Origin of the sequence: Leifsonia sp. NPDC056665 (genome assembly GCF_042791795.1) — a bacterium.
In the GTDB taxonomy this organism is placed as follows: domain Bacteria; phylum Actinomycetota; class Actinomycetes; order Actinomycetales; family Microbacteriaceae; genus Leifsonia.
The window spans coordinates 1-11,309 of the sequence record NZ_JBHTXK010000022.1 but is presented as its reverse complement, the minus strand read 5'-3'; the positions used below and the strand labels follow the sequence as shown (position 1 = coordinate 11,309).

At 68.6% G+C, this 11,309-nt stretch carries 12 protein-coding genes; 2 read left to right on the top strand and 10 right to left on the bottom strand.

The annotated features are described in order from the left end of the window. Positions 1 to 2: 2 nt before the first annotated feature. The 3 genes from ACFQ9V_RS17055 to ACFQ9V_RS17045 form a co-directional block, all read right to left on the bottom strand. Entirely contained in the window at positions 3 to 1,301 is a 1,299-nt protein-coding gene (locus tag ACFQ9V_RS17055) for an MFS transporter (RefSeq protein WP_382460307.1), read from the bottom strand. A 175-nt stretch (positions 1,302 to 1,476) separates the two neighbouring features. Next, complete coding sequence (locus tag ACFQ9V_RS17050) at positions 1,477 to 2,652, bottom strand: CaiB/BaiF CoA transferase family protein (RefSeq protein ID WP_382460306.1); 1,176 nt, start codon at positions 2,650 to 2,652, stop codon at positions 1,477 to 1,479. A 9-nt stretch (positions 2,653 to 2,661) separates the two neighbouring features. Continuing rightward, positions 2,662 to 3,225 (bottom strand): helix-turn-helix domain-containing protein, encoded by a 564-nt coding sequence (locus ACFQ9V_RS17045; protein WP_382460348.1) that lies wholly within the window; start codon positions 3,223 to 3,225, stop codon positions 2,662 to 2,664. Between the two features lie 281 nt (positions 3,226 to 3,506). Here ACFQ9V_RS17045 and ACFQ9V_RS17040 point away from each other — a divergent pair, with 281 nt between their 5' ends. Further along, on the top strand, positions 3,507 to 5,351 hold the full coding sequence (locus ACFQ9V_RS17040) for an adenylyl cyclase (protein ID WP_382460305.1): 1,845 nt from the start codon (positions 3,507 to 3,509) through the stop codon (positions 5,349 to 5,351). A gap of 55 nt (positions 5,352 to 5,406) precedes the next feature. On the opposite strand, the gene ACFQ9V_RS17035 is transcribed toward ACFQ9V_RS17040, so the two are convergent. Together ACFQ9V_RS17035 and ACFQ9V_RS17030 are read right to left on the bottom strand one after the other, a co-directional pair. After that, the gene (locus ACFQ9V_RS17035; RefSeq protein ID WP_382460304.1) at positions 5,407 to 5,847 is read right to left on the bottom strand and encodes an HTH domain-containing protein; all 441 of its coding nucleotides are present in this window, start codon (positions 5,845 to 5,847) and stop codon (positions 5,407 to 5,409) included. A gap of 34 nt (positions 5,848 to 5,881) precedes the next feature. Then, positions 5,882 to 6,019 carry a hypothetical protein gene (locus tag ACFQ9V_RS17030; protein WP_382460303.1) on the bottom strand — a complete coding sequence of 46 codons (138 nt, stop codon included), beginning with the start codon at positions 6,017 to 6,019 and terminating at the stop codon, positions 5,882 to 5,884. Between the two features lie 212 nt (positions 6,020 to 6,231). Between ACFQ9V_RS17030 and ACFQ9V_RS17025 the strand changes: the two genes are divergently transcribed. Beyond that, positions 6,232 to 6,903 (top strand): hypothetical protein, encoded by a 672-nt coding sequence (locus tag ACFQ9V_RS17025; RefSeq protein WP_382460302.1) that lies wholly within the window; start codon positions 6,232 to 6,234, stop codon positions 6,901 to 6,903. Between the two features lie 54 nt (positions 6,904 to 6,957). On the opposite strand, the gene ACFQ9V_RS17020 is transcribed toward ACFQ9V_RS17025, so the two are convergent. The 5 genes from ACFQ9V_RS17020 to ACFQ9V_RS17000 are packed head-to-tail and all read right to left on the bottom strand — an operon-like array spanning position 6,958 to position 10,666. Then, on the bottom strand, positions 6,958 to 7,668 hold the full coding sequence (locus tag ACFQ9V_RS17020; protein ID WP_382460301.1) for an IclR family transcriptional regulator: 711 nt from the start codon (positions 7,666 to 7,668) through the stop codon (positions 6,958 to 6,960). A gap of 16 nt (positions 7,669 to 7,684) precedes the next feature. Then, positions 7,685 to 8,869: an adenosylhomocysteinase gene (locus ACFQ9V_RS17015; protein WP_382460300.1), complete on the bottom strand. Its 1,185-nt coding sequence runs from the start codon at positions 8,867 to 8,869 to the stop codon at positions 7,685 to 7,687. Between the two features lie 50 nt (positions 8,870 to 8,919). Then, positions 8,920 to 9,390, bottom strand: coding sequence for a carboxymuconolactone decarboxylase family protein (locus tag ACFQ9V_RS17010; RefSeq protein ID WP_382460299.1), 471 nt, complete (start codon positions 9,388 to 9,390; stop codon positions 8,920 to 8,922). Then, entirely contained in the window at positions 9,387 to 9,746 is a 360-nt protein-coding gene (locus ACFQ9V_RS17005) for a UBP-type zinc finger domain-containing protein (RefSeq protein WP_382460298.1), read from the bottom strand. The genes ACFQ9V_RS17010 and ACFQ9V_RS17005 overlap by 4 nt, the downstream gene beginning before the upstream one ends. Further along, positions 9,743 to 10,666: a DUF5996 family protein gene (locus ACFQ9V_RS17000; protein WP_382460297.1), complete on the bottom strand. Its 924-nt coding sequence runs from the start codon at positions 10,664 to 10,666 to the stop codon at positions 9,743 to 9,745. Before ACFQ9V_RS17000 ends, ACFQ9V_RS17005 begins: the two co-directional genes overlap by 4 nt. Between the last annotated feature and the right edge of the window lie 643 nt (positions 10,667 to 11,309).

The window sequence follows — 11,309 nt, the reverse complement described above, 5'->3', positions numbered from 1 at the left end:
TGTTACCTTCCGATGTGGATGCCGTTGATGCGGCGCGCCAGGACGTAGAGCACGATGCTGATGACCATGAGGACCGCCCCGTAGACCGAGAACAGCCAGGTCTGGTGGATGGAGGCGCACCAGACCACCAGGTACGCGGCCGTGCCGCCGAAGATCGCGACGCCGAGGCCGTAGCCCAGGGCCGTGCCCGCGCCGCGCGACGCCTTGGGCATCAGCGTCGACGTCACGACGTTGTAGAGGGTCATGTTCAGCACCATGACGATGGAGCCGCCCAGCATGACGCCGGCGAAGGCGCCGATCCCGGGCTTGACGTAGAGCAGGATCAGGAACATCGACGGGATGGCGAGGGCCCGCGTCCAGATGAACCACGTCGACAGCGCCTTGCCGTCGACCAGCTTCCCGACGATGAGGGATCCGATCACCATGACGACCGACAGCAGCGTCGTGATCCCGAAGACCGCAGTGGGGGATTCGTTCATGACGGTGCGCGCGGTGCTCGGCAGCCCGGTGGTCCACGCGTAGTTGTAGACCTGGACCGCGCCCACGACGAAGACGATGGCCAGCACGCTCAGCCAGTTGCGTCCGACGCTGGTCCAGATCGCGCCGGTCGACGCCTCTTCGAGCTCCTCGCGCGTCATGGTCTCCGGCAGGCGGCGTCGCAGGTAGAGGACGACGACGCTGCCGACCACGGCGATGGCGAACGGGACCCGCCAGCCCCAGTCCGCCATCGCGGCCGGGCCCAGCACGAGCACGGTCAGGAAGGTGAGGAGGGAGGCGGCGAGGATGCCGAAGTTGACGAACGCGCTCATGGTGCCCGCCACGGTCCCTTCGCGGCCCTCGGGAACGAGCTCGAGGCCTTGCGCGGTCGCGAGCGGCCCCTCCACGCCGGTGGAGATGCCCTGGACGATGCGGGTGAGCAGCAGGATGATGCCCGCCCACGGGCCGATCTGCGCGTAGGTCGGGCAGACGGCGATGACGAGGGTGGTGATCGCCATCAGGCCGATGCTGAGGATCATGATCTTCCGGCGCCCGATACGGTCGGCGAACGTGCCGAGGATGATGCCTCCGACCGGCCGGAAGAAGAACCCGACGGCGAACACCGCGAGCGCGCTCAGGGTGGCGGCGACGGGGCTGCTGGCGGGGAAGAACTTCGGGCCGAGGTAGGACGCCATCAGGCCGAACAGCATCCAGTCGTACCACTCCAGAGTGCCGCCGAGCCCGAGGGCGGTGAGGCCTCGGCGCGTCTCCGGGGTGAGCCGGGCGCGGGTACTCGGTAGGGTGCTGACTTCATTGTCAATCAATGTCTTCTCCTCTTCGAGAGCGTGGAAACATCACTTGCGCGTCGCCCTGCTGGGGCGGCGCCGCGTACGTCGAAGGTCGGCTGACGAGGGGGTAGCGTCTCGTGCGGACGATCCGGTGGGGGTTCCGGCGTAAGGTTTGTTAACTATATCGAAGGCGTTAACAATAGTAAAGGTACTAGCCGACGACCTTCCGGGCCTTCAACTCGGCCACGACCGAGGGGGAGTAGCCGAGTTCGTGCAGCACGTCCGCGGTGTGCTCGCCGAGCCGGGGAGGAGCATGGCGGACCGCGGGCTCGGCGGCCGAGAGCCCGATCGGGGAGGCGATGGTCCGAACCGGGCGACCCTCCGCGTCGATGAACTCGAGGATCATGCCGTTGTGGACGGTCTGGACGTCCTCCAGCGCCTGCGCCAGATCCAGGACCGGCCCGCACAGCACATCCTCGGCTTCGAGCGCGGCCAGCCAGTGCTGCGTCGTCTGTTCCAGGAACCGGCCCGCCAGGATTCCGCGGATCTCGGTCAGGTTCTCGCGCAGGGCCGCGAGCGTGCTGAAGCGCTCGTCGAGTGAGAGATCGGGCAGGCCGAGCGCGGCGCAGATGTCGGCGAGGGGGTTCGGCTTGAACGCGCCGATGACGACGATCTCCGCGTCGAGGGTGGGGAAGCACCCGGTGAGCGGCATGAGGGCCCAGTTGAGCTCCTCATCGATCGTCAGGCGGGCGGTGGCCTCCTGCATCTGCAGCGCCAGCATCGAGTTGAGGAGGCTGACGTCCACGACCTGACCGACACCCGTGCGCTCGCGCTGGAGGATGGCGAGGAGGATGCCCTGTACGAGATGCTGGCCCGCAGTGTAGTCGGCGATCGGCGTCGCATAGATGGCGACGGGATGCCCCGGGTCCGCTCGGCGTTTCATGACGCCGGAGTACGCCTGGCCGAGGATGTCCTGGCCGCCCTTGTGCGCGTACGGCCCGCTGCGGCCGAACCCGGAGCCGGCCGCCCAGATGAGCCGCGGGTTGATCGCGGACAGGTCGTCGTAGCCGAGCTCCAGCCGCTCCATGACCCCCGGCCGGAAGTTGCTGACGATCACATCGGCGTCCCGGACCAGATCGCGGAGGACGGACCTGCCCTCCGCGGAGGAGAGGTCGATGACGATGCTGCGCTTGTTGCGGTTGAGGGCCGTGAAGACGGGATTCTCGTCAGCGCCGGCGAAGACGCCGACGCGCGACAGGTCGCCGGCCCCCGGGCGCTCGACCTTAATGATGTCCGCGCCGAAGTCGCCGAGGGTCTGCGTGCAGGACGGCCCCAGCATCACCTGGGTGAGGTCGATGACCCGCAGGCCCTCCAGAGGCAGTGTCATACGGCTCCGTCACCAGCTCGGCGGGGAGATGACCCAGAGCGCGGTGCAGACCTCGTCCGAGGTGTTCTTGTACCAGTGCGGGATCGTCGAGTTGAAGGTGATCGAGTCGCCTTCTTCGAGCTCGTACTTCTCGCCATCGATGAAGACTTGTTTCCTCCCCGAGAGGATGACCCCGAACTCCTCGCCCCGGTGGGTGAAGGGGGTGCCGCTGGAGTCGTGCCCAGGGGGAGTCTCGACCCAGAGCGCTTCCAGTGTCCCGTGCAGGTCGGGCGACAGCAGCTCGAACACGGTGCGGCCGCGCGCCTCGGGCACAGTCGAGAGAAGGTTGCGTCGATCCGACTTCCGCACAACGGGCGATCGGGAGACCGGCTGCTGGGAGAAGAGCTCGCCGACCGGGATGTCCAGCCCGTGCGCGATCTGCGCCAGGGTCGAGAAGGACGGATTCGCGAGCCCGCGCTCGACTTGGCTGATGATCGCGGTGCTGAGCCCGGTGCGCTGGGTCATCGCGCTGAGGGTCAGTCCCCGGGCCTTCCTCCGTGCGCGCACGGTGTCCCCGATGCCCTCGAGGATCACTTCCAACGACGCCCCCTGGGGGGAGTCGGATTCACTGTTCGCCACTCGCGCCTCCCTTTCGTCCTCAATATCCTAAACGCGTTAACCCGCGAGCGAGTTCGAGGACCGGCCGGACCGGCCTCCGAGGCGGCGTCGCTCCCCACGTACAGTCTCGACATCCCGGCCGACCGGTCCTACAGTGCTGGGCGTTGCACTCTCGACGGTCAGCGGCGTCCGTCGGGGGACCGACATCGGGCTTCGGGGGCGCCGCATCGTCTTTTTCCAGGGAAGAAGGTTCATCGGTGCCTACATCGTCACAACACGCAACCGGCCCGCGCCGCGGCCATCGCATCGCAGCGATCGCCGCAGCAGCCGCCGTCGTCCTCGGCGTCTTCGCCACCGCCCAGGGCGCCGTCGCAGCCCCGCCCCCGCCGACCGGTTCCGACCTCGGCCCGAACGTCATCGTGTTCACGCCGGACGTGCCGCAGGCGCAGATCCAGGCGAAGGTCGACGCCATCGCGGCCCAGCAGGTGAACGATGAGATGGGGACGGGCCGGTACGCGCTGCTCTTCGCGCCCGGCACGTACGGCAGCCCAGCGAACCCGCTGAGGTTCCAGGTCGGCTATTACACCGAGGTCGCCGGGCTCGGCGCGTCGCCCGACGACGTGACGATCAACGGCTCTGTGGACGTCTACAACCGCTGCTTCACCGACGGCAGCGGGTGCATCGCCCTCGACAACTTCTGGCGGTCGATCTCCAATCTCCACATCGCCGTCGCCGGCGGCTCTGGCTGCCAGACCAACACCGAGTTCTGGGCGGTGTCGCAGGCCGCCCCGATGCGGCGGATGGACATCACCGGGGGCGGCATGTCGCTGATGGACTACTGCACAGCAGGGCCGCAGTACGCCAGCGGCGGGTTCCTCGCCGACTCGAAGGTCGGCGCGACCATCGTCAACGGCAGCCAGCAGCAGTTCTACGTGCGGGACTCGTCGATCGGCGGCTGGTCGAACGCGGTGTGGAACCAGGTGTTCTCCGGCGTGCAGGGCGCGCCCGCGCAGAGCTTCCCGACGCCGCCGTACACCACGCTCCCGACCACGCCGGCCTCCCGCGAGAAGCCGTACTTGGTGCAGGGTGCAGGCGGCCTCTCGGTCGTCGTGCCGCCCGCGACCACGAACTCGAGCGGCACGAGCTGGACGTCGGTGGGCTCCGCCGGGCGCTCCATCCCGCTGTCCGACTTCTACGTGGCGAAGCCGGGAGACCCGATCAGCCGGATCAACGCGGCGCTCGCCGGAGGCAAGAACCTCCTGCTGACGCCCGGGGTCTACTCCATCGACCGGTCCATCCACGTCAAGCGAGCGGGCACGGTCGTGCTGGGCCTCGGCCTCGCGACGCTCACCGCGGAGAACGGCTCCACCCCGCTGGTCGTGGACGATGTCCCCGGCGTCGACGTCGCCGGGCTCACGGTGGATGCCGGACCCGTGAACTCGGACGTCCTGGTCCAGGTCGGCACGAAGCACCAGCGCGGCCAGGGCGGCTCGACAGCCGCCGACCCGATCTCGCTGCAGGATGTCTTCCTGCGCGTCGGCGGCCCGCACGCCGGCAAGGCGACGGTCGGAGTCCAGGTCGACAGCGATCACGTGCTGCTGGATGACCTGTGGCTCTGGCGTGCCGACCACGGGACCGGGGTGGGCTGGACCCAGAACACCTCCGACACCGGCCTGGTCGTGAACGGCGACGACGTCACCGCCACCGGCCTGTTCGTGGAGCACTTCCAGAAGTACAACGTGATCTGGAACGGCGAGAACGGCCGGACCGTGTTCTTCCAGAACGAGCTGCCGTACGACGCGCCGGACCAGGCCGCCTGGCAGCACGACGGCACGCTCGGTTACGCCGCGTACAAGGTGGCGGACACGGTGACGACGCACGAGCTGTGGGGCGCCGGCAGCTACATCTACACCAACGTCGACCCCACCCTCCACGCGAGCCGCGCGTTCGAAGTGCCGCTGACGCCGGGCGTGCGGTTGCACGACCTGAGCACGGTGTCGCTGAACAAGGCCGGGACGATCGACCACGTCGTCAACGACACCGGCAACCCGGTGACGCCGACACACCAGGGTCCGGAGACGGTCACGGAGTACGGCGGCTGACACGGGCGCTGCGGCTGGGCGCCCCCGCGTTCGCGGACGCGGGGGTGTCCGGGCGTCAGTTCCCGCGCGCGAGGTTGACGGCGTTGATGAGGTACGCGCCCTTGATCGCGAGCTCGTATCGTTTCTCGAACGAAACGGCCTGCGGGTCACTCAGGACACGCTCCAGATCCTCGATGGCGATTCCCGTCAATGCTGCGATGCTCGATCGGCTGAGTCGGCACTCGACGGTCAGCGACTCGTAGATCGACGTGAGCCGTTGGTCGTCGTCGATCCGCATCCCCACTGTCAATTGCGCGGCGAGGACGGACAAGCGTGCGCCCTGGTCTCCCGATAGCGCCTGCGGCTCTGCGGTGAGACCGTTGGCGTCCTCGCTCACGAATGAGCGCAAGGCCTCGGGTGTGATGCCCGTGATCGCCTGGAGGGCTTCTTCCGAGATACGACCTTCGTCGAGGAGGCGTCTCACTTCCTCCGCCGTGTTGAATGCCTCAGTTGTCATGCGTCCGACTGTCTTCCCGCGCTGGATCGTGGTGTCAGGGATACGTGTAGAGAGTGTTGTTCGGGACGGTCTTGGCGACCGCCGCGCCCATGAAGAACGCGGTTCCTGACAGCGTGCCCGGCGTCGGGGTCATCCTCCGCGCGCCCATCCCCATGAACATTCGACGTCGCATATGCAGCTCCTCCTCAAATCGACTGTCGTGTAAAGCGCGGTATCAAGCACTTCACCGCACCGTATCGGTGTCCACTAGGGGGTCGCAAGGGTCTAGCCGTAAAGAATTAACATATTCTATTGACGCACCTGCCTCGCGGACACCAGCGCTCTCCTTGCAGACCGCCCCGCGGTCTGCGACATTGGCCTGATGCAGCGACAGGTACGGATCGGATGAGCGGCGACACCGGCGAGCACACGCCCCTTCCTGACGCAAACGACTCCGCGGGTGTCCTCGCCGATCGGCCGCTCGCGTTCTACAACGCGCTGCTGACCGAGCACTTCGTACTGGAGTCCGCCCGCGGCATCACCGTCAGCGAGTCGAGCAGCCGGGCGTCGCTCTACCTGATGACGCTCTCCAGCGCGCTCGTCGCGTTCGGCTTCCTCGCCGCGACGCCGTTCGCGGCGGGCTTCCTCGCCGTCATCATCCCGGTGATCGTGATCCTCGGGGTCTTCACGTACGAACGGCTCGTGCAGACCTCCCTCGAGGACGTCGCAGCCCTCGCCTCGATCCAGCGCATCCGCCGCTACTACGGGACGCTGCTCCCCGGCGCAGGGCGCTTCTTCCCGATCCCGCCGGGCAGCGCCCCGAACGAGCTGCTGGAGATCGGGCAGAAGGGCTATAGCCGCGGCGTCTTCTTCACCATCTCCTCGGCCATCGCGATCGTGAACTCGATCGTGGCCGGAGTCGGGGTCGCCCTCCTCGTGTACGTGCTCGGGCACAGCCTGGTGGCCGCGATCGTCGGTGGCCTGGCGACGGCCGTCGTGCTCGCGCTGATCCACGGGGCCTACCAGGAGAACCGCTACCTGCGGCAGCGCCGGCTGCTCGCGGAGCAGCAGAGCTAAGCCGCCGGGGACGACGGCCCGAGCGGGACGGCTCGCGGCCGAGCCCCGCCCATCTCACACGCCGAGTGCGGCCTGAACGCGCTGTGCGGCCTCGATGGTCCTGTCGAGCACGGCGCCGGTCCCCGAGCTGCTGTAGCTGGTCGCGATGTACGGCACGGTGATCGCAGCGACGGCCTCGTGCCCGTTCGAGCGGAGGATCGGGACGACGACATCGGTGATCCCGGGCTGCGCGGAGTCGGGCAGGACGAACGCGCCCTCGGCCCGGATCGCGTCCAGCCGGTCGTCGTCCACCCCGTCGAAGGTCTCGTCGGAGAACGCAGCCAGGACCATCCCGGTGGCGGTGTGCGCCACGTCGAAGAGCGCTCCGACGCGGACGTGGAATCCGAAGTCGGCCTGACTCTCGACCTGCGCGACTATCCGCACGCTGCGGTTGTCGAGCGTTCCCAGGTTGCAGGACTGCCCGATGTCGGCGGCGAGCTCGCGCATCGCTGGGATCGCGACGGTCAGCAGCGACCGGAGCGGCTCCTGCCGGTGCGCGAGGTCGAACATCCGCAGGGACAATCGGTACAACCCGGATTGCGGGTCGCGGTAGAGGTAGCCGCGCTTCTCCAGCCGCAGCAGCGGCCGGAAGATCTGGGCCGCCGAACGGTCGATCGCGGTGGCGATCTCGAGCTGGCTCATCGGCGCCGGGCTCTCGGCGAGCAGCTCGAGGATGTCGAGCGCTTTGTCGATCGCCGGAGCGGCGTACTCGGGTGAGTCGGACATCGGGGTTCCTCTCCGGCTACGACGATGCGTGGAGGGTCGCCATGATCCGGCGGGCGATCGTCCGATCGATGTCGTCGGGGACAGGCTGCGCGCCCGGTTGCAGCAGGGACGCACTCGTGGCGACGCGTTCGAGGGAGAGCGCCTGGAGGAGGAATCCCAGGTCCATCGACTCGATGGAGTTCCCCTTCGGTTCCGATCCGGCGAGGTTGAACATGCGCCCGCCGGCCAGGAGCACGACGTGCTTGCCGCCGGGGAGTGCGACGCGATCGACGGCACTGACGATCTCGGTGCTGCCGGTCTGGTGGGCGCGGAGGGCGGGAACGTCGATCTCCCACGGGAAGTGGCCGACGTTGCCGAGGATCGCACCGTCCTGCATGCGCTCGATCACGTCGTAGGTCAGCACGTTCGGGCGGCCCGTGGCGGTGATGAAGGCGTCCCCCCACTCGGCGAAGTCGGCCGCCGTCCCGACCCGGAAGCCGTCGAGGGTCGCCTCGAACGCCTTGAGCTCGTCGACCTCGACGACCGCGACCTTGCCGTTGAGCGCGTGCAGATACTGCGCCACACCGCGGCCGACCCAGCCGTACCCGAACACGACGAAGCGGCGCCCAGGGACCATCACGTTGGTGATCCGCATGAAACTCTCGACCGCGGACTGGCCGACGGCGTGCTTGTTCTCGCCGATCGCCTTGAGCAGGCTGTCGTTGATCACGATGATCGGGACGGGCACGCGCCCGGCCAGCTCGGAACGGAGGCGGTCACCGCCGCTCGTGGTCTCCTCCGTGCCGCCGATGATGGTGTCCATCGCACCGCGCTCGACGAGGCCGGCAGCCAGATCGCCGCCGTTGTCGAGCAGCATGTCCGGCCGGGCGTCGAGGACTTTCGCGAGGTTGGCGCCGTGCTGTTCGAGCGAGTCGTCGCGGGCGCCGAAGACGGTGACGTTCGGCAAGGAGTTCAGGTGCGCGACGACGTCGTCCTGGGTCGAGCCGAAGTTGCCGGTCCCGACGACCTCCGCGCCCCCGGCGGCGAGGGTCTCGACCAGGACCGCGGTCTTCGGTTCGACGTGGAGGGACATCCCGATGCGGTGCCCGGCGAACGGCCGGGACGACGAGAACTCCTCGCGCGTCGCGGCCAGGAGTGCCATCCGGGAGCGGATCCACGCCACGCGGGCGGTTCCCTGCGCTGCGAGTGAGTCGGTGTTCATGCGCGCAATCTTACGCGGGTGAACATGACTTTCATATATGCACGCGCAGATCAGCGGACGAGACGCCCTTCCGTGTCGCGCGCGTTCACCCGGTGGCCGCTCAGGATCGAGATGCGGTTGAACGCGTTGATCGCCACCGCGATCCACTCGGCGGCGACGTATGCGGCCTCCCCGAGCACCGAGCGCGCCCCCATGAGGTCCGCGCGGGCGTCCTCGGTCAGCGGTAAAAGCGTCGCCGCCTCGGCGACGGCCAGCACCGCCCGGTCGCGCTCGTCGTAGAGCTCCGCGTCGCGCCAGGCCGGGAGCATGTCCAGTTTCTGCTGGGGGACGCCCGCCGCCCTGGCCTCGCGCGAGTGCAGGTCGAGGCAGTACGCGCACGCGTTGAGCTGGGAGGCCCGCACCTTGAGGAGTTCGACCTCCTGCGCCGTCAGCCCGTGGGCGAGCGCGGTCTCCGCCACGACGGCGGACCAGGCTCTGGCGGCCTGCCAGGCCTCGGGCGCCGACTTGTCCAGGTAGGTCATTCGGTGTCCGCCCGCTGCTGGAGGAGGGTGCGCCAGTCGTCGGGCAGCCGGCTCGCCGGTCCGGGAACCCCCTGGTCCTCCGGGTGGCTCGTCGCGGGAGCCAGCGCCGGGCCCTCCGCGTACTGGTCGGTGCGGAAGTCCCAGTACCAGTCCTCGCCCGGCTCGAAGCTCTGGATGTAGCGGTGCCCGGTGGCCGCGGCGTGTGCGCGGGCGTGCCGCGAGAGCGAGTCGTCGCAGCAGCCGACGTGCCCGCACGCGGCGCAGCGGCGCAGGTGCACCCACCAGCCGCCGTCGGCCTCGCATTCGACGCAGCCGGTGCCGCTCGGCGGCACGCTCGGGTCGATTCCGTCCGTCATCGTTCACTCCTCGCGTGGTGCGGTCGAATCAGCAGGTCTGGGGACCAGTCTCCCCGTCGTGCGGCCGCGTCGTAGGTGGCCCCGAGGAACGCGAGCACCGTCGCGTCCGGGTCGGGGGAGGTCCGCACGACCTCGTAGGGCAGCAGGAACTCGCCGAACTCCGCGCTGAACGTCGCGCCGTCCGGCAGGTCGGCCTCCGCGTAGCCGTCCGGGGCCGGATACGCGTACGAGTAGAACGCGCCCTCGGACCCGCCGCCCGGCCAGAACCCCGCGCTGCTGAGCTCGTGCGAGTAGCCCTCGCGCATCACGCTGTCCGGGCAGTTCGGCGCCCCGCCCGGGTGCGGGGGAGCGGTGCGTCCGGAGAACCGGGTGACGGCCAGGTCCATCGCGCCCCAGAAGAAGTGCACGGGGCTGACCTTGCCGCCGAACCCGGAACGGAAGCGCTGGAGGACCCGGTCCGCCTGGATGAGCTGCCGCCAGAAGGCGTTCGCCTGCTCGGGCACGTAGGTGGCGTGCACGGTGTCGTCGGCGAACGGGATGGCCACCTCCACCTCGTTCGGCGACGGGTGGATGGCGACCTCGACACCGAGCAGGCGCACCGCGTCGAACACCTCGGCATAGAACCGGGCGACCGAGAGGCCGGGCACCGGGACGGTCACCAGGCCGCCGTCGCTCGTGCGCACGAGCAGCACGTGGTCGACGAAGTCGAAGGCGAGCTCGAGCAGCCGCGAACCCACCGGGATCCCACCCGTCGCGAGCCCGCGGGCGTCGACGCGCAGCGTGACGTGCCACCAGTGGTTGACGGGCGCGGCCAGCGCCATCCTGATCTTCCCGACGATCTGCGTCCACATGTGCAGGGTGTCGCGGGTCGGCGTCCAGCTCTCCACCGGGAGGGCGGGCCAGGCCGCGTCGTCCGTCATGTCCGCCCCTTCGGTCGTGGGAGTGCTCACTCTAGTGTGCGCGTGTTCGGGGCCGCGGGGTCGTGGGCGCTGAGGCTGGTGTCAGACCACACCCATTGCTCGGAGTGTAGGGAGCGGGGTCTCGGGCTGTGAGGTGGCGAGCACTATCGCCTCACCGACGAATCGGCCGGCCCACAGTTTCACCGACGTCCCGACCGGAAATCGGGACAGCGCCTCATCCGGACACAAGTACGCGACGGGGACGTCTCTGCTGCTGCCTGGTTCGAGTGGATGCCGACCGAGGAACAGACGACAGTCGTTCATGTGTGGCACGCCATCATCGACGTGGAGCGGAACACCGACGTAGGGGATTCCACCGCCGATGGAGTGGCTGAGACCGCCTTCCTCCGTCGCCCAGAGTGTCACTCGAAACAGTGCGTCGGGTCGGAAGTCGCTCCATCGTCTGAAGCTGTCTTCGTCTAGGATCACGCGTCCCCCGAGCACAACAGCGAAGGCCCCGCCTCCGCGAGATCAGCGGAAGTCGGGGCCATCATATCTGGCGGAGAATGGGGTGTCTGGGTTCACGACATAGGTGACAGTTGATAGGTGACACGTGAGTCGCGTCATAGGAGACAGTCGCTCTCGTGTCGAAGAACCGGGTCGC